This window comes from Paraglaciecola sp. 2405UD69-4, from assembly GCF_047525415.1.
GTDB lineage: Bacteria > Pseudomonadota > Gammaproteobacteria > Enterobacterales > Alteromonadaceae > Paraglaciecola.
Genome location: NZ_JBLIXM010000004.1, coordinates 268,658 through 285,911, shown reverse-complemented (window position 1 = coordinate 285,911; position 17,254 = coordinate 268,658). Strand labels below are relative to the sequence as shown.

General features: G+C 39.2%; 18 protein-coding genes. 5 read left to right on the top strand and 13 right to left on the bottom strand.

Features of this window, described 5'->3' with window-relative positions:
- Nucleotide 1 precedes the first annotated feature (1 nt).
- The 6 genes from ACMUMK_RS15275 to ACMUMK_RS15250 form a co-directional block, all read right to left on the bottom strand.
- Nucleotides 2-202, bottom strand: coding sequence for a PspC domain-containing protein (locus ACMUMK_RS15275; protein WP_414702001.1), 201 nt, complete (start codon nucleotides 200-202; stop codon nucleotides 2-4).
- Between the two features lie 67 nt (nucleotides 203-269).
- Nucleotides 270-929 carry a phage shock protein PspA gene (pspA, locus tag ACMUMK_RS15270; RefSeq protein WP_414702000.1) on the bottom strand — a complete coding sequence of 220 codons (660 nt, stop codon included), beginning with the start codon at nucleotides 927-929 and terminating at the stop codon, nucleotides 270-272.
- Between the two features lie 626 nt (nucleotides 930-1,555).
- A complete protein-coding gene (locus ACMUMK_RS15265; RefSeq protein ID WP_414701999.1) occupies nucleotides 1,556-1,711 on the bottom strand; it encodes a hypothetical protein in 156 nt (51 codons plus the stop codon).
- 10 nt (nucleotides 1,712-1,721) lie between these two features.
- Nucleotides 1,722-2,003 carry a hypothetical protein gene (locus ACMUMK_RS15260; RefSeq protein WP_414701998.1) on the bottom strand — a complete coding sequence of 94 codons (282 nt, stop codon included), beginning with the start codon at nucleotides 2,001-2,003 and terminating at the stop codon, nucleotides 1,722-1,724.
- A 211-nt stretch (nucleotides 2,004-2,214) separates the two neighbouring features.
- Entirely contained in the window at nucleotides 2,215-3,228 is a 1,014-nt protein-coding gene (gene dusA / locus ACMUMK_RS15255) for a tRNA dihydrouridine(20/20a) synthase DusA (protein ID WP_414701997.1), read from the bottom strand.
- A 250-nt stretch (nucleotides 3,229-3,478) separates the two neighbouring features.
- Nucleotides 3,479-6,361, bottom strand: a complete 2,883-nt coding sequence (locus ACMUMK_RS15250; RefSeq protein ID WP_414701996.1) for a M16 family metallopeptidase — start codon at nucleotides 6,359-6,361, stop codon at nucleotides 3,479-3,481.
- Between the two features lie 215 nt (nucleotides 6,362-6,576).
- Here ACMUMK_RS15250 and ACMUMK_RS15245 point away from each other — a divergent pair, with 215 nt between their 5' ends.
- Nucleotides 6,577-7,491, top strand: a complete 915-nt coding sequence (locus ACMUMK_RS15245) for an acyltransferase (protein ID WP_414701995.1) — start codon at nucleotides 6,577-6,579, stop codon at nucleotides 7,489-7,491.
- Nucleotides 7,492-7,522: 31 nt separating this feature from the next.
- A complete protein-coding gene (locus ACMUMK_RS15240; protein ID WP_414701994.1) occupies nucleotides 7,523-8,764 on the top strand; it encodes a mechanosensitive ion channel family protein in 1,242 nt (413 codons plus the stop codon).
- Between the two features lie 6 nt (nucleotides 8,765-8,770).
- Here the strand turns inward: ACMUMK_RS15240 and ACMUMK_RS15235 are convergent, their stop codons facing one another.
- Entirely contained in the window at nucleotides 8,771-8,968 is a 198-nt protein-coding gene (locus tag ACMUMK_RS15235) for a hypothetical protein (RefSeq protein ID WP_133469767.1), read from the bottom strand.
- A 250-nt stretch (nucleotides 8,969-9,218) separates the two neighbouring features.
- Between ACMUMK_RS15235 and ACMUMK_RS15230 the strand changes: the two genes are divergently transcribed.
- Together ACMUMK_RS15230 and ACMUMK_RS15225 are read left to right on the top strand one after the other, a co-directional pair.
- The gene (locus ACMUMK_RS15230; RefSeq protein WP_414701993.1) at nucleotides 9,219-10,001 is read left to right on the top strand and encodes a DUF2884 family protein; all 783 of its coding nucleotides are present in this window, start codon (nucleotides 9,219-9,221) and stop codon (nucleotides 9,999-10,001) included.
- Nucleotides 10,002-10,041: 40 nt separating this feature from the next.
- Nucleotides 10,042-10,857, top strand: a complete 816-nt coding sequence (locus tag ACMUMK_RS15225) for an NAD-dependent epimerase/dehydratase family protein (protein ID WP_414701992.1) — start codon at nucleotides 10,042-10,044, stop codon at nucleotides 10,855-10,857.
- Nucleotides 10,858-10,923: 66 nt separating this feature from the next.
- Here ACMUMK_RS15225 and ACMUMK_RS15220 read toward each other — a convergent pair whose 3' ends face one another.
- The 5 genes from ACMUMK_RS15220 to ACMUMK_RS15200 all read right to left on the bottom strand — a co-directional run bounded on the left by ACMUMK_RS15220 (nucleotide 10,924) and on the right by ACMUMK_RS15200 (nucleotide 15,268).
- Nucleotides 10,924-12,351, bottom strand: coding sequence for a sodium-dependent transporter (locus tag ACMUMK_RS15220; protein WP_414701991.1), 1,428 nt, complete (start codon nucleotides 12,349-12,351; stop codon nucleotides 10,924-10,926).
- A 126-nt stretch (nucleotides 12,352-12,477) separates the two neighbouring features.
- Entirely contained in the window at nucleotides 12,478-13,215 is a 738-nt protein-coding gene (locus tag ACMUMK_RS15215) for an SDR family NAD(P)-dependent oxidoreductase (RefSeq protein WP_414701990.1), read from the bottom strand.
- Nucleotides 13,208-13,615, bottom strand: coding sequence for a thiol-disulfide oxidoreductase DCC family protein (locus tag ACMUMK_RS15210; RefSeq protein WP_133469772.1), 408 nt, complete (start codon nucleotides 13,613-13,615; stop codon nucleotides 13,208-13,210). The genes ACMUMK_RS15215 and ACMUMK_RS15210 overlap by 8 nt, the downstream gene beginning before the upstream one ends.
- Before the next feature lie 61 nt (nucleotides 13,616-13,676).
- Entirely contained in the window at nucleotides 13,677-14,903 is a 1,227-nt protein-coding gene (locus ACMUMK_RS15205) for an RNA polymerase sigma factor (protein WP_414701989.1), read from the bottom strand.
- Between the two features lie 32 nt (nucleotides 14,904-14,935).
- Nucleotides 14,936-15,268: a YciI family protein gene (locus tag ACMUMK_RS15200; protein ID WP_414701988.1), complete on the bottom strand. Its 333-nt coding sequence runs from the start codon at nucleotides 15,266-15,268 to the stop codon at nucleotides 14,936-14,938.
- A gap of 177 nt (nucleotides 15,269-15,445) precedes the next feature.
- Between ACMUMK_RS15200 and msrA the strand changes: the two genes are divergently transcribed.
- Nucleotides 15,446-15,982 (top strand): peptide-methionine (S)-S-oxide reductase MsrA, encoded by a 537-nt coding sequence (msrA, locus tag ACMUMK_RS15195; protein WP_414701987.1) that lies wholly within the window; start codon nucleotides 15,446-15,448, stop codon nucleotides 15,980-15,982.
- A gap of 49 nt (nucleotides 15,983-16,031) precedes the next feature.
- On the opposite strand, the gene ACMUMK_RS15190 is transcribed toward msrA, so the two are convergent.
- Nucleotides 16,032-17,141: a hypothetical protein gene (locus ACMUMK_RS15190; RefSeq protein ID WP_414701986.1), complete on the bottom strand. Its 1,110-nt coding sequence runs from the start codon at nucleotides 17,139-17,141 to the stop codon at nucleotides 16,032-16,034.
- Between the last annotated feature and the right edge of the window lie 113 nt (nucleotides 17,142-17,254).

Below are 17,254 nucleotides of genomic sequence, written 5' to 3'. Positions count from 1 at the left end.
GTTACCGGTTAGGGATTAACACAGTTGCAGTTACATAGGCAACAGCAGTGACCACAGGTAAAGTAATTAAGCACACCACAGCTACACAGCGAACGAGTAATCTTGATACATCCCAGTGCTTTGCCAAACCAGCACAGACTCCAGAAATTTTTCCATGCAAAGAATCTTTATATAATTTGTTTACATCAATAAATTGTCTCATAACGAACCCCTTTCAAACTTAAATGGAGTGGCAAAGTTACCTTGCCACCTACAAATACACGGCCTTACTAAGCTACTTTTTTACGTAACGCTTCTAACTCTGCTTCAATCTGACTTTCAGCTTCAAGCTCCTTAAATTGAGCGTCCAAACCTTTAGTTTCATCAACTAGATCATAGGCTTCAACCTCAGACTCCAAGTCATCAATGCGACGTTCATATTGCTCAAAGCGGATAATGGCATCATCTATTTTCACCGAATGCACTTTCGTTTTCGCTTGCATACGTGCTGATACTGAGCGCTCTCTTAACATCATCGACTTTTGCTTCGCTCTTGCTTCAGCCAACTTTTCTTGCAGTCTCCCCATATCCCCTTGTAGCTTAGACAAAGACTCTTCTATCGCTTCCATTTCTCCCGATAGCGCCGTTAAACTTTGTTGAGTAAGACTTTTTTCTGTCAAAGCCGATCTTGCTAGATCTTCACGGTCTTTCTCTAATGCCAACTCAGCTTTTGCCTGCCAGCTTACGATTTGCTCTTCAAGCTTTGTAAGCTGACGCTGAACTTGTTTTTTCTCAGCTAGATTTGTCGCCGCAACAGAGCGTAGCTCTACTAGCGTTTCTTCCATCTCTTGAATCAGAAACTTGACAACTTTCGTTGGATCTTCAGCCTTATCTAATATGGCATTAATATTGGCTTGTACTATGTCTGACATTCTAGAAAACATACCCATAATAACTCTCCTATTGGTTTTTAAGTATCATAGGCTGAGTTATTTCAGCCTTGGTACGTTTGTTATTACAAGTGGTATGCCAACTCAACAACGCAAGCTAAACAACTGATTTAAAACAACATTTATAAATTTGATTATTTGAATAAAACTTTCAGAAGGGTAAACAATTAATAAAGTGGTCAAATAAACCAATTTATTGGTTAAATACACAACAACATCAAAGTCTGCCCATTAGACGGGATAACAAATTCAATTTAGCTGAGTCTATAAGCCAAACTACCATGACGCACATGTTAGGGAAGGGGCGATGTAACTATGCCTTTATGAGCCAAGAAAACGCTTGTGCAATAATGTCTCAGCCAGAGTTTTGTGAGTATACATTTTACCAATCGCCCAAACCAATTAGCTCCGTTGACACTGGCTTTGTAATCGGGAGAAAGTTAACTTCCGAGCGAGAAAGGATCAATAAACAAATAGCAGTTTTTATCAACTCGGGAGAATTAGAAAAAGCAATCAAAAAACACCTTGAACCAAGTGTTTTTCCAAAACCTACTTGCTAAGTTATTTATAAAAGAAAGGGAGGGAATTTTAGAGTGTAGAAAAGATAAAAACGGTCAATACTGCAATTAATGACCGTTTCTGCATGGAAATACATGGCAATGATAGCTGGTTAACGCTGCCTCTTTATATAAACGAGAAACACAACTAAACACTATTGCCCCAGCTACATAAGCGATTACTGGTGTTAACAACATAACTAATAAAGATAATTGATCAAACATGGTCAAATCCTTATTTTGTTTTAGTCGTCGAAGCCTTTTCATTTTCCACTTTTATGTCACTGATAGAGACACTGCCATTATAAGACTTACTCTCATCCATACTGACGTTATAAGCCACATTTAACACACTTTCGTGAACACTATTTTTAATCTCTTCTTGAGCCACCACCATTGCTTGGTGAACCATACTAGTAACGTAGCTTTCTAGTGACATGTCTTCAGCGCTAGCAGCTGAAGCAGCAGTTAAAGTAGAGATGAATGCAACAGCAGCGATTTTAGATTTAGCAAACATAATAATTTCCTTTTAGTTAATTGAATAAAAATCTGATTAAGCATCAGGTATTGGTTAAGTCGCAGTCTCTATAGCGATAGTTGTGCCAAAGCGATAATTATTTTTATCTACCTGATTTACTTAATATTTTTATTTATAAACTGAAATTTTAACTTACAAAAAAATTCTAAAAACCCAATTATTAGTTAAATTAACTAAAACTATAGTAAATTTAACCAAGCATTTCTGATTGAAATGATTTAGCTTTGACTTGCGCCTCTTTTAAAACATCTAACGCATCAGTAAGAAGCTCAATTCCAACACCGGCTTTAGTACCATTTTGGCTTAAATATCTACGCCATATACGCCCACCAGGTTGACCTTGAAACAATCCTAACATGTGTCTTGCAATATGCCAGGGCCTCGCACCTTCTGCAATCTGTTGTTCAACATACGGCAACATAGCTTCAACAACTTCAAAGCGGGTTCTCGCTGGCGCTTCGTCTTGATAAAACAGCTTATCGACCTCAGCAAGAATATACGGATTACTATAAACTTCACGGCCAATCATAACGCTGTCTATATGTTGCAAATGCTCTGCAGTTTCAGCAATGGTTTTTACACCACCATTAATACCTATGTGTAGTCTAGGAAACTCTTGCTTTAATTGATACACACGGTCATACATCAAAGGAGGAACATCACGGTTTTGTTTTGGGCTTAACCCTTGTAGCCAAGCTTTTCGTGCATGCACAATAAAAGTACTACAACCCGCCGAAGCGACGGTATCAATAAACGCAGACAGGTCTTTATACTCATCCATTTCATCAATACCAATGCGAGATTTTACTGTGACAGGAATATCCACTTCAGCCTGCATTGATTTAATACAGGCAGCAACAGTTTCTGGCTCAGCCATTAAGCAAGCACCAAATCTGCCATTTTGTACTCGGTCAGAGGGGCACCCAACGTTAATATTAACCTCATCATAACCATAGGTTTGCGCCAAGGCACTGCAACGAGCCATGTCAGCAGGATCAGAGCCCCCCAACTGCAAGGCAACAGGATGCTCTTCTTGGTTATACGCCAGATAATCACCCTTACCAAAAATGATCGCACCTGTAGTGACCATCTCGGTATACAGCAAAGTATGCTTTGATATTTGCCTAAGAAAATAACGACAATGTTTATCTGTCCAATCAAGCATTGGCGCGACAGAAATAGTGCGATTAATGGCTTTGCTCATAAGTACCTCAAAAATACGGGCGCGAAGTTTAGCTTATTTTATAAACAAGCACTAGGACGAAGTTTAGGTAGCGCTCTGACCTTGCGATGACAAAGCAAAGAGAACAGTACAATCAACTTTTATACATACTTTTTTAAAAACCACACCATAGAATCAACAAAACACCTAAAAAGTATGAAAGCTCAAGTGACACAAAAAAGCCGCTATAAATATCTAGCGGCTATTTTTACATGTAACACACACCTATTGGTTACAGAGGCTTGCCATGTGCATCTAACTCCACAATATTCTCAAATAGAGGTTTTAGATCTTCAAAGACTGCCTCTTTATCACCCACTACAACAGTAATCATTTCATCTAGTTTCAGATGTTTTGTAGCCAAAGCATTCAATTCTTCTTTAGTGATACTAGCAAGAATAGCGTTTTGCTCATCTTTAAAAGAAGTATCTAGATCGTAAGTCATTATGGTGGATAAAAAGCCCAACTTTTGTTTTGGCGTTTCAAAGCTTCTCGCATCCCTTTGGCCAATTGCACTTTTAACAAATTGCAGCTCTTGGTCTGTCATACCTTGTTTGGCAAATTCTGCTATTTCCTTTCTAAACTGCACAATAGAATCAGCGGTTGTGTCGGCACGCACACCTGCTTGAGCTCTGTAATAACCACGTATGTCATTACCACTAAAGAAAGAGCGGGCTCCATAGGTATAGCCCTTGTCTTCTCTGAGGTTCAAGTTAATGCGGCTGTTAAATGCTCCACCTAGGTTGTAGTTCATTAAATCCGCTCGATAATATTCGCCTGTGCTGTCATATTTAAGAGCCCGTTTACCAATACGGATTTCAGACTGGGCTGCGCCAGGCTTATCAATAAAATACAATGTTCCTGCTTCAAGGGTAGGATACGGATTAATTTTTGGAGCATCACTCGAGTTACCTTGCCAAGAGCCTAAAATAGCGATAGCTGATTCAATATGTTTTTCATCTAAGTCACTTACCACAATCAACTCTGATGCTTCAGGGCCATAGTGGTTAGCATAAAAGTTTTTAACATCATCAAGAGTAAGCTTTTCAACAGTTGAGATTAAACCGCCATTTCCATAAGAGAAGCTATTATTCTCGCCAAACACTAATTTATTAAAGCTATCCGTTGCGGTCACACTGGCATTTTTCTTAGCATTTTTTAAACCTTCTACCTGCTGTTTTTGTAATCTTAAAAAATCTACTTCAGCAAATTTAGGTTTAGTTAGTTTTTCTACAGCAATTTCGAGGGTTTCAGTTAGGTTTTTGGTTAAGGTTCTAATGTTCACAGTGGTAAACTGATCACCCGAACTAAAGCTCACTTGCGAGCCTAGCTTTTGCAATTCATTAGATAACTCCTCGGCACTGGATGTAAGCGTGGCCTCTCCCATCATGGCAGCGGTCAAAGAAGCTAGCCCCAGTTTATCTATGCTTTCGCGGGTTTGCCCCGCAGCGATACGCAAACTTAAAGTCGTTGTTGGAACTTCATCATTTACTGTACCTAAAACATGAATCCCATTATTAGTGTCTAAGCGATAAATTGCCGGTACATGAATACTTGGGTTTTTGCCAGAAGGCGGAATAACCGAGCGGTCAAAACTAGACGTTCCAGGACGCAGCGCTAAAGTAGAATCTTTGCTAGTTTCAGGTATGTTGCGCTGATATCTTTGCCAAGTATCAGGTTTGATTATCCCATCAAGCTGACCTTTAGGCACAATACTCATGATCACTGCATGCTGATTTTTAATGTATTTTTTATAGACACGCATCACATCATCTTTAGTGACATTTTCGTAACGTGCTACATCATCACCAATACCATTTGGGTTATTACGATAGGTTTGATAGGCAGCTAATTGACTTACCTTACCGCTGACACTTTCTAAACCATACACCATACCCGACACAATACTTGCTTTTACACGCTCAAGATCATCATCTTCGGCACCACCTCTTTCTTCAAATTCCTGTAATGATGCCCGCGCAATTTGTTCTAATTCCGCTAATGATGTACCAGGTGTGGGTAAGCCCAGCAAACTAAATTGACAACCCAACTCCTGACAACCATGGCCTGCTTGGGCTTGCACTGCTTTACCGTTTTTCACCATGTTTTTATATAGCAAAGAGGTTTTCCCCGAACCTAAGATAGACATAAGGACATCTAAAGGTGCTTCATCTGGGTGATTTAAATGAACTGTCGGGAAAGTCATATACATTAGAGGTAAAGACACATTATCTTCCATTGAAATATAACGGTCTTCAGGCAAGGTAATTTTGGTATATTCTGGCTCTAATACTTCTGGACCTCTTGGGATCCCACCAAAATATTGCTTTACCCAAGCTAAGGTTTGCGCTTCATCCAAATCACCACCTATGGTTAAAGTGGCATTATTAGGCCCATACCAACGTAAAAAGAATTCTTTCAAATCATTCAAGTTTGCTCGGTTTAAATCTTCAATGTAGCCAATAGTTAACCAAGAGTATGGATGTCCCTCTGGATACATAGCCTCATTTACTCGCTCTCTTAACAAGCCATAAGGACGGTTATCATAATTTTGACCGCGCTCGTTTTTAACGGTTTCTCTTTGGTTTTCAAACTTTTCGGTGGTAACTGCATCGAGAAAAAAACCCATTCGGTCTGACTCTAGCCACAACATTCGCTCTAACTGATTAGCAGGTACAGTTTCGTAATAATTGGTTCTATCGGTATTTGTCGAACCATTTAGAGTACCGCCAGACTCAGTAATCAAAGAAAAGTGCTGTTCATCTGCGACATTCTCAGAGCCTTGAAACATCATGTGTTCAAAAAAATGAGCAAAGCCAGATTTACCTAATTCTTCTCTAGCGGAGCCAACATGATAAGTCACATCAACATGCACTAAAGGATCCGACTTATCTGGATGAATAATAACGGTTAAGCCATTATCTAGCTCATATTGGTTAAATGGGATCACTAGCTCGTCTACATTTTTTGCTACAGATGTAACTTTTTTAATCCCCTCGGGGATCGCAATTTCATGACTTGATACTGGATTATCAAGCTGTTGGTCTTTCACACTACAAGCATTCAACCCCAATATAGACGCTATACCAACGATTAATAGATGATGTTTTTTCACTACGGATACTATCCTTCTCGTAAAATTTCAAACTGAATAATGATATACAAGTTCACACATTTAAAGCTCTATCGAAATTGTATAGTGATATGAGCAAAATAGTTTTGGATTGTTTCCAACTAAAAAAGTTTGTTACAAATTAACAAGCAATAAAGAACTACTACATATTAAGTGAGGTTTTAGTTTAAACTTGCGCAAGTTTTGGAGTAGTTGTTATGTTGAATACCATGTTTTTTTCATTATTAGGCGCGCTATCAGTCGTCATTTATTTTTTAAATACCATACTTTGGTTAATTCCTATTTTACTGTTTTCATTTCTAAAACTGCTTCCCATTGATCCTTGGCGCACCTTTATGTCTCATTTACTAGACGGCTGCGCCACACTTTGGATAAGCGTTAATACTATTAACCAGAGCATCTTTAGCCGAACAAAAATCACTGTCACTGGCTTAGAAGGCTTAAGTCAAAAAGACTGGTATTTAGTTATTTCGAACCATAGGTCTTGGGTCGATATTTTAGTGTTGCAAAGAGTATTTAATCGTAAAATCCCCTTTCTAAAATTCTTCCTAAAGAAAGAATTAATTTGGGTACCTTTTTTAGGGGTTGCTTGGTGGGCACTAGATTTCCCTTTCATGCACAGGTACAGCAAAAAACTCATCGCTAAAAAACCACATTTGAAAGGTAAAGATTTAGAGAACACCCGTAAAGCCTGTGAAAAATTTAAATATAAGCCTGTGAGTATCATGAACTTTGTGGAAGGCACTCGGTTAACCGAAGAAAAGCAAAAACGGCTTTCAGGACAGTTTCAGCATTTACTTAAACCTAAAGCGGGAGGCATGGCATTTGTGTTAGGGGCTATGGGTAACCAATTACATAAGTTACTTGATGTCACTATACATTACCCCCAAGGCACGCCAAGTTTTTGGGATTTTGCCTGTGGCAAAGTTAGTCACTTAACAGTCGATGTTAAGACCCACGATATAGAAGACTTATTGAACAGTGGCGTTTACGGGCCAGACTACTTTAACAACGCTGAGCAAAGAGTGAAATTTCAGCGTTGGTTAACTGACTTGTGGCTAGAAAAAGATCAGCGCTTAGAAGCAATGTCAGTTAATCAAGATACAAAATAGTCCCTAATAACCTTCTTATAACGAGAGTTTCATGGAAAAAAGCCAATACCTGAGTCAAAAATTACTGTCACTTTTAGAGTATTTTGGTTTTCATGTTTCTGAGGACAGCTGGGCGTTTCAAAGCACTGCATTAGTCGGAATTTTACTATTAGCATGGGCTAGTAACTGGCTAACAAAAAGCTTATTACACAGTCGTATTCGCAGGATAATCAGTAAAAGTAAGAACACCTTTGACGACGAGTTACACAAGCACAACTTTTTCCGAAGAGTGGGACATATTGTACCTGCAATTTTACTTTATCTATTAAGCTCATTGCTAATTGATAATGCACTGCTGTTAACCTTTTTACAAAAGTCTGCTGTGGTCTATGTCTTGGTGGCATCAGTATTGGCCGCCAGCGCTATTCTAAATACTGTTGAAGATACCTATAACGCCTCTAATTTAGCTAAAAAAGCACCTATTACTGGTTTTATACAAGTAGGTAAACTATTCATAATTGTTGTTGCCGCACTACTTATTATTTCTAACTTATTAGATAAATCTCCTCTGTTACTGATTTCTGGATTAGGCGCAGTAACCGCTATTTTATTATTGTTGTTTAGAGACACCATATTAGGTTTTGTCGCCGGCATTCAGATTGCCGCTAACCGTATGGTAAATACCGGCGATTGGATAGAAATGCCAAAGTATGGAGCTGATGGCGATGTTCTCCAAGTTGGATTAACAACTGTAAAAATTCAAAACTGGGATAAGACCATCTCCACTATTCCAACCTATGCGCTTATCAGCGATTCGGTTAAAAACTGGCGAGGAATGTCAGAGTCAGGAGGAAGGCGTATAAAGCGCTCAGTCTATATTGATATCCAAAGCATTCAATTCTGCGATCAGCAGATGTTAAATGACTTTTCAAAAATACGTTACATTAAAGAATACATTCAGCACAAACTTGAAGAGTTGCAGAACTTTCATAAAGAACAAAATATTGATACTGAAGATCTCGTTAACAGCCGCAGGCTTACAAACATAGGGACACTGCGTGCTTACATGGCAGCATATCTAGAAAACCACCCCATGATTAATAAAGAAATGACCCTAATAGTCAGACAAATGCCAGCGACCGAATTAGGTGTACCTATTGAGGTTTATTGTTTCTGTGCAGATAAAAAATGGCAAAACTACGAGGGAGTACAAAGCGATATTTTTGATCACTTGTTGGCTATTTTACCAACCTTCAAACTAAGAGCCTATCAACGTATTAGTGACAGGCCCTGATATACTTTAGGCTACGGCTAAAGCATAGATAAATACGACAAAAAGCACTAAGCCTGTCACACCAAAGAAGCCATATTCGACTCTAGATTGCATAGGGTCGTCGCCTTCTTTAATAGGTAAAAAGCTCATAATAAGGCTAGTCATACCCAAAACAAACGCGATTAATGTGAATCCAAATAAAATGGGTTCGTACCAGTTACTCATTAGCTAATTCCTAGTTATTACTTTCTCCATATATTATGCACCAAAAAACTCGTAGACGAAAAGCATAAATACAAAAATTAGATGGTCTAAATTACGAAATATTAGTCACAGTCACTAACCTTTTAATTTTCATTCTTGCTTATCCTCTACACAATCAGGCTATCTATTTGTTTTTTATATACTTTATATTTATGGCGTAGGCTTTGCTCTAGTACTGCAAATATCAAAAATAATACATTTGGAGACCAAGATGCGTTCAATTATTTTAGCTACCACTCTCACTTTTAGTTCACTATCAGCTTTTGCAAATCAGTGCGATATTGAGTTGGATGGAGAGTTAAAACTTGAAGATAAAGTATTGCAAGTTCAAGTTGATAGACGCAACAAGCTAACCATCACTGCAGATAAAACCCTTTACATCAACAATCAAGCCATTAGCCTAACTAGTGAACAACAGGAATGGGTAGATGATTATTACAATGGTATCAACCAAGCTGTACCACAAGCAGCGAATATAGCTACCGATGCCGTAGCATTAGCCAGTAGCGCAATGAATGAAGTCTTTGGCGAACTACTAGGCGCTGATAGCTATGTAATACAAGACCTATCCGATAAATTGTACGACTTAGAACAACAGGTTCACTACAACTTCTATGGAGATAACGGCAACATACGCATCAACTCAAATACCTTTGAAGATGGCGAGTTTATGGGTACACAATGGGAGCAAGAGTTCGAAGAGACAATAGAAGAGTTGGTTGCTGAGTCTATAGGTCACATTATGGTTGCGCTAGGTACTCAAATTATTTTCGGTGGGGGCGATTTAGACGAGTTCGAACATAAAATGGAACATTTTGGACAACGTATAGAGCACAAGTTTGAAACCCAAGCTACAAGTCTAGAAGCAAACACGAACGCCCTATGTTACACATTAACTAAGGTTGATGTGGCAGAAAACAATCTACAAAAAAGTATTCGCCAGCTCCGTAATTTAGATATATTACACATTAGTAACAAGGCTAACTTGATGTGATAACCTAGTATTATTACATTTCGATATGTGGAATAACCTTGTGAAAATATCCATAGTAGGCTGTGGTTGGTTAGGGCAACCATTAGCCTTAAGATTAAAAGAATGTGGTCACAATATTGTGGCCACCAGCCGTTCAGAGCAAAAGTGTCAAGCCCTAAGCAAGATGGGTTTAGAAGCCATTAAATTTGAGCTGGGCGATAACTTAGATGCTGCAAGCTTGAGCCCTATTTTTAACAGCCAAATACTCATACTAAACATACCTGTAGGGCGAAAATCCGTAACCCATGATAGCTTTACCCTAGGCATACAGTCTTTTTTAGAACAGGCTAATAAAGCAAAGATAAACAAAGTTGTATTTGTCAGCACCACGTCTGTCTATGGTAGCGAAGATAAAATCGTAACCGAGCAAAGCCTCACCGAGCCAGAGACGCTATCTGGCAAAATTAATCTTGCCATCGAAGCATTAGTCACCAAACAGTTTCCTAGTAATAGCGCAATCATGCGCCTGTCTGGTTTAGTCAATAGTGACAGACATCCAGTAAAGTATTTGGCCGGAAAAGTAGATTTACAGAACCCAAATGCCAAGGTTAACCTGATACACCAAGAGGATGTAATTAGTGCAATTGAGCATGTGATAGAAAAAGCGCTTTGGGGGCAAACATTCCACCTAAGTGCATTAATGCACCCCACCAGAAAGGACTATTATACTTGGTCAGCGGCACAATTAGGCCTACCAGAGCCTAGCTTTATCAATTGCGATACAGCACCTGCCGGAAAAGAAGTAAACGCAAACCAAAGCCTGAAAGAGCTGGGCTTAACACTCAAGTACCCTAGCCCATATGATATGATTGGATAGCAATACTGGCGGCTAAACAGCCTCGTTAGTTATCCCAGCCAATCATATCAAATGCTATCCTTACACTTAGCCTATTAGGGCGCTACCGAAGAATTTTAGAGCCACTGTATTTGCGAATATAATTAACAAAATCAGTGGGATAAAGGTACCTAGAGCAAAATTCACATAGCGTTCAAGAAAACTACTCTTGAACTCTGGCGCACCTTGATCTAGTTCATCATTAAATGCTTTTGTCTTCCATTTGTAGCTAACAAACAAACAAATTAGCAAACCATTTAAAGGTAAAATAGTGTCATAAAAAACGTCGTACACTAAATCAAAGAAAGACTTGGGAGTATCTGAACCTCCGTAACTCATAAATGAGGTAAAGAAATCAAAAAAGCCAAATGAGAATGCACACATAAGTGCAAATACAATCAAAAGGAACCCACAAATCAATAATGAATGTTTACGCGCTATGCCCTTTTCACTCATCAATGCGGCAACTGGAACCTCGAAGATTGACACAAGTGAAGTGATTGCTGCAAAAAAGACCAGTAAAAAGAAGGTACTAGCAACCACGCTTGCCCCTACATAGCCTAGAGTATCTTGCATGGCTAGAAATATTTGCGGTAAAAACGTAAAAATCATAGATACCGAAGACTCACTTAACTCACTAGGATTAACAGAAGGATTAAAGGAGAAAATTGCCGGTAAAATCATTAAACCAGCAGTAAAAGCAACGGCAGTATCGGTCAGAGCAACTAGTTTAGCGGAAGAAGGTAAATTAGAGCGCTTATCAATATAACTACCATAGGTAATCATAATTCCCATGCCCAAGGACAAGGAAAAGAATGCTTGGGAAAGTGCGCCATTAATGACACTGGCATTAATTTTATCAAAATCAGGGACCAGATAAAACGATACACCAGCCATAGCATTGTCACGGGTTAAGACAAATATAACCATGCCAATTAGCATGACAAAAAGCGCTGGCATTAGTATTTTTGCAGCCTTTTCAATTCCTTGTTTTACTCCGCCTTGCAAAATCAAATATATGATCCCAAGCACCACTGCCATGTAAATAAACAAGCTATTGCTAGAAATAAAATTTCCATAGGTGACGGGATCTGCAAGGACATCCAAATTACCAATACTTGATTCAAACAAGTAACCGAAAATCCACACGGTAATAACGAGATAAAATACCGCAATCATGAAAGGAGTAATAATGGATAACCAACCGGCTAGTCGCCAACCTTTGTTACCACCAGAAAGTGACGTTAAAGCCCCAAGAGGGTCTTTTTGACTAGCTCGTCCAACTGTCATTTCTGCAATCATTACAGGTACACATATAGCCACTACAAAAATGGCGTACATCATTAAAAATGCACCACCACCATTTTTAGCAGCACCGACAGGAAATCCCACTAGGTTACCTATACCTACAGCGGATCCTGCAGCAGCCAAGATAAAGCCTAATCGAGAGCCAAACTGTTCGCGAGGTGCGCTCATAACAAGTCCTATTTTATTTTTATAATTGGAGGCAGATATTACCAGCAGAATTTCAGAAAGTCTTTGTCGATAGCTAATCCTAATGCTTTCCTATAAAAATCATTACATCTATCAAGGACTTTTACATTACCAAGGGATCCTTTTACCTTGCCAATCTAAGTAATAAGGGGCATTTTGTACTGTTAAATCAGGGAGCATATTTAATAGTTGCGACACAGTAAAAGCAGCAGTAAATAATTTACCCTTCGGTACATTATTTTGGAAAGGCTTTGATAAGCCCGTATCTACCGTCCCCGGATGATAACTAACAATTGCAATATTCTTGGCACGTCTTTGCAATTCAATTTGCGCGGTTTGAATCAACATATTTAAAGCTGCCTTGCTGGCCCGGTAACCATACCAACCACCCAGCTTGTTATCAGTGATACTGCCTACTCTCGCACTAAAGAAAACCAACTTAGCCTCATGTTTACCTTTCAACAATTGTTCAACATTTTTAAGCCAAATAGCGGGAATGATGGTGTTTGTTGCAAAATAGAAATCAAGATTACGGCTGTTAATATCTTCAAGGCGTTTTTCTGGCGTAACTGGGTGTTCGTCATTAACCCCATGTAAAGCCCCTATGCAAGATATCACTAGTGTGAACTGAATATTTTGAGCTCTAAGGGATTGGCATAAACTAGCAATATTACCTTCGTCCTCAGAGTCCACCTTATGATAACAAACCTCTCTTACTGGCTCAGAAGGAAGTGTACGAGAAACGGCATGGACTTGATGATATAAACTTGATTGTATTAGCTGACTGACTAATTCGGAGCCGATACCACCGGAAGCTCCAATTACCAAAGCATTACCTTTAAACATTAGATCCCTTTTTAGCAGTTTCACAAGGTAAACAACGCTTTTTACCAGTTAACAGGAATGAGATGGTGTAACGATGCTTTGCAAAAACATTGTAAGCCAAATCTGCGAACCACCTAATAACAGGCCAGCGCAGTGGTGCATATACCCAACCTTTACCTACTAATTTCCAAGCTAAGTGAGTGACATCTAATCCACTTATCAAACGGCCATCGTTTAAATAACCATGAATGCGAGCATTCAAAGCCTGCCAATTTAAGTGAGGGTAATTTTGATTAAAGCTATCCTCTTGTATATCAACAAAAGCAATAGCCTGTGATGTATCTAACGCTTTTAGCTTGCGCATTTCAGCAAGACATAAAGGGCAATAGCCATCATAAAATATAGTGAGTTCGTGAGTCATCAATAAAACACGCCAGTTAGGTTAGCTTATACGTTCGTTACGAACCAACTAACCTCTAGGTTCAACTTTTAAGATTAACTGCGCGTTTTCTTATTAAAAAATCTCGCTCGCTACCGTTCTTACTTAATTTTATTGCCTTTTCTAACGATAGAGTTGCAGCAGCGGTTAGCTGCATGCGACTTTCTATATCACTTCTAGCCGCATAATAAGGTTGATAGTCATTTAACTTAGGTTCAAGTAATACTAATTCCTGGTAAGCTTTTTCTAGTTCACCACTATAAGACATAGCAACCAATAAATTTAACACCACAACCGCTGAGTCATTAAAGTCTAGTAGTCGCAAATATAATAACTGAATTTGATACCAATCCGTTTCTTCCCAAGTTGTCGCAGTGCTGTGCAAAGCACTAATAGCAGCCTGTAATTGATAAGGACCCGGCTGCCGTAAACTCATTGCTTTATTCAGTAATATGGACGCTTCTTGAATCTTAACCGTATCCCACAAACGCCTATCTTGCAGTTCTAGAGGGATATAAGTCGCAACACCAGTGGTCCGAGATTTTCGTCTGGCATCATGAAATAGTATTAATGCGGCATTTCCAAGTACTTCAGCCTTAGGAATTAACTCGACCATCAAGCAGCTTAGCCTTATAGCTTCTTGAGCTAAATCTTGCCGAGTCAGTGCTTGCCCTTCATATGCACTGTAAGACTCGTTATATATAAGGTAAATAACTTTAAGCACACTGGCTAAACGAGCGCTTATTTGCGCATGGCTTGGCACTTCATAAGAGATACCAGCTGTTTTAATTTTTCTCTTTGCTCTAGTGACCCGTTGACCCATTGCCACTTCAGAGGTCAAATACGCCCGAGCGATTTCTTTGACCGTTAAGCCACATAAGGTTTTAAGAGTAAGTGCTACCTGAGCATCCTCATTTAATGCTGGGTGGCAGCATGTAAAGATCAGTCTTAGCCTTTCATCGGGAACATCATAGTCTAGCTCAGACACCTGCTCCGGTTGGCAATACATGGCTTGCTCAATCAAGGCAATTTTCTGCTGTTCATTACGCCCATTTACTTGGCGTAATTTATCGATAAGTTTGCGTTTGGCAACTAGGTGTAACCAAGCACCACAATTAACAGGTATACCTTGAACAGGCCAATGGGTACTGGCCTGCTCGCAAGCATCTTGTAAGGCATCCTCTGCTAACTGCATATCTTGAGAAAAACACATCAAAGACGCGACAAGTTTCCCCGATTCAGCACGAAAAATCCTAGTTAACTCATCCAAGGCTTAAAACACCCCTATGACTCATGAATAAGTTATTCAATCATCATTATTGGTCTCACTTCAATGGTGCCATAACGGGCAGTGGGAATTTTAGCTGCCCACAGTAAAGCTTCATCCAGATCTTTACACTCCAGTAAATAATAGCCACCAAGCTGCTCTTTGGTTTCGGCAAAAGGCCCGTCAATCAATTCAGACTTTCCCTTTCGAACTCTCACAGAGGTTGCTGTACTCACTGCCTCTAAGGCATTGCCTCCTAATATAACCTTCGCGGCTTGCTCCTCAAAGGCACGGTATTGGCCAATTAAGGTTTCCATGTCTACATCGTCTTCGCCTTCACCGGCATAAATTAAAGCTAAATATTGCATAATTTTCCCCTATAAAATGGTTTAAAAAGGTTTGTTTATAAACCTCTCAATCTAATGACGAATCAGATAAGACTATTCCGACACATATTTAAAATTCTTTAGTATTTTTTTATATCTTGAATTTTGTATCTGTAACAACCACATTATGACTATAAACATATTATGTTGGAGTAAAAAATGGCGACAATTCAAACTGCAACCCTTGGTGGTGGCTGTTTTTGGTGTATCGAATCAGCTTTTAGCAGCGTTAATGGTGTGGTATCAGCCTATGCAGGGTACGCAGGTGGGCAGCTTGATAACCCAACCTATGAGCAAGTTTGTAGTGGTAATACAGGCCATGCAGAAGTAGTGCAGGTTAATTTTGATGCAGAATTAATTAGTTACCGTGACATTCTAGAAATATTCTTTGCTCTACATAACCCGACGCAATTAAATCGCCAAGGTAATGATGTGGGCACTCAGTATCGTAGTGCAATTTATTACCACGATGAGTCGCAAAAAATATTAGCCAGTGAGATTTTAAACGAAATTGCAGAAGAAAAAATTTGGCCAGACCCAATAGTTACCGAGCTAACCCCAATCAATAATTATTACCAGGCCGAAGACTATCACCAAGATTACTTTTCTAATAATCCGCAAAATCAATATTGCAATATGGTGGTTGCACCTAAGCTTGCAAAATTCAAAAAAACATTTGCCAGTAAGCTAAAATAGCAAGATTTATCTTGTGCACCTAGTGTTAGGTGCACAACTTAAATAGCCCTTATTGAAACCAAGCTTGTTGAATATCTAGGCTGAATAACAAAGGTGAAAAATTTTCATAATTTTCTTTATTTTCAGTACATTGAATATTATTAGGATACATTTTTTTCCACGGATCATTTATCAACCAAAGGGTGTCATTAAATACTGCAACGCCCTCAATTGAAGCATTGTCCATCTTTTCATACCCCACACAATTTTCGCTTTCACTTTTTAGCTCTGCATAAAATGTAAGTGGCAGCACGCGAGTTTCTTTTTTTCCAGAGATATCAATTACCCATAGGTTCTCGTCATTTCTAGCCGCTGCGATAAGGAACTCTCCGCCTGTTGGAGTTTGGTAATAATCCATGCCATTAATTGGGTGCCTACCTTCCGAATAATGGGGTAATTTTAAAGACAGGTTCGACACTTGGGCAAAATCTTCTGACTCCCAAAAATCGTCATCCATTTTTAAAGAAAATATACGAGCTTGGGTGTGCTTGTCTTTCTCAATGCCCAAATACAAAGTGCGGTTTTTACCGAAGGTCATAGCTTCGATACCATCATTGGGGAAATTCCCTACTTCCATGTCAGCAGAAAATTTAATAGGGCGAACATGGGTCATCAACACAGAGTTTTCATTTTGTAACTCTAAACGAATTAACAACCTAGGGTAATGAGTAGAACCAGTATTAGCATACTTCTGCTGGCACATTGCAGGCATAGGATCCGCGCCGCTGGCGTCTTCGGTAACCAGATAAAATACCTTGTCATCATTAGGATCAATTGCCAATGCCTCTAAATCAGGGTTACCACTGATATAGTCAGCAAAGCAGCTTTGAGTAAGCTTAGTCGATAGAGACATTAAAAGGTTAGGCCCCCTTAGCTTGGCATTATCAATCGATATTTTTCTAAGGCGTAAACGTTGCGATGGAACTGCACTGCGGTCGCTAACCATTAATAATCCGCCTTGCCAAGCTTTTAGTCCTGAAGGCTGAGGGTCAAGCATAACGCTACCGTCGCTCTCTATTACCCAACGGCCGTATACATCTGTACTTTCAGTAGACGAAGGTGTGCTGCACCCAAAAATTAAAAAACAACTGGATAAGACCAATGCCGAGATTAGTTTCATAAATGTTCCGAACTAGATAAGGTTGAAATTAGATAAAGGGTGCAATGAAAAACTAATCTCATGCTTCCAAGCATTCGAATATTACCTAAAGCAATGTAAAATAAAACCAAATA

Excerpts from the sequence above, each read along its gene's own strand:
- ACMUMK_RS15210 (WP_133469772.1), bottom strand. The coding sequence starts at position 13,615 with ATGACTCACGAACTCACTATATTTTATGATGGCTATTGCCCTTTATGT.
- ACMUMK_RS15275 (WP_414702001.1), bottom strand. The coding sequence starts at position 202 with ATGAGACAATTTATTGATGTAAACAAATTATATAAAGATTCTTTGCAT.
- ACMUMK_RS15260 (WP_414701998.1), bottom strand. The coding sequence starts at position 2,003 with ATGTTTGCTAAATCTAAAATCGCTGCTGTTGCATTCATCTCTACTTTA.
- ACMUMK_RS15190 (WP_414701986.1), bottom strand. The coding sequence starts at position 17,141 with ATGAAACTAATCTCGGCATTGGTCTTATCCAGTTGTTTTTTAATTTTT.
- ACMUMK_RS15215 (WP_414701990.1), bottom strand. The coding sequence starts at position 13,215 with ATGTTTAAAGGTAATGCTTTGGTAATTGGAGCTTCCGGTGGTATCGGC.
- ACMUMK_RS15220 (WP_414701991.1), bottom strand. The coding sequence starts at position 12,351 with ATGAGCGCACCTCGCGAACAGTTTGGCTCTCGATTAGGCTTTATCTTG.
- ACMUMK_RS15235 (WP_133469767.1), bottom strand. The coding sequence starts at position 8,968 with ATGAGTAACTGGTACGAACCCATTTTATTTGGATTCACATTAATCGCG.
- ACMUMK_RS15245 (WP_414701995.1), top strand. The coding sequence starts at position 6,577 with ATGTTGAATACCATGTTTTTTTCATTATTAGGCGCGCTATCAGTCGTC.
- ACMUMK_RS15230 (WP_414701993.1), top strand. The coding sequence starts at position 9,219 with ATGCGTTCAATTATTTTAGCTACCACTCTCACTTTTAGTTCACTATCA.
- dusA (WP_414701997.1), bottom strand. The coding sequence starts at position 3,228 with ATGAGCAAAGCCATTAATCGCACTATTTCTGTCGCGCCAATGCTTGAT.
- ACMUMK_RS15240 (WP_414701994.1), top strand. The coding sequence starts at position 7,523 with ATGGAAAAAAGCCAATACCTGAGTCAAAAATTACTGTCACTTTTAGAG.
- msrA (WP_414701987.1), top strand. The coding sequence starts at position 15,446 with ATGGCGACAATTCAAACTGCAACCCTTGGTGGTGGCTGTTTTTGGTGT.
- ACMUMK_RS15200 (WP_414701988.1), bottom strand. The coding sequence starts at position 15,268 with ATGCAATATTTAGCTTTAATTTATGCCGGTGAAGGCGAAGACGATGTA.
- pspA (WP_414702000.1), bottom strand. The coding sequence starts at position 929 with ATGGGTATGTTTTCTAGAATGTCAGACATAGTACAAGCCAATATTAAT.
- ACMUMK_RS15265 (WP_414701999.1), bottom strand. The coding sequence starts at position 1,711 with ATGTTTGATCAATTATCTTTATTAGTTATGTTGTTAACACCAGTAATC.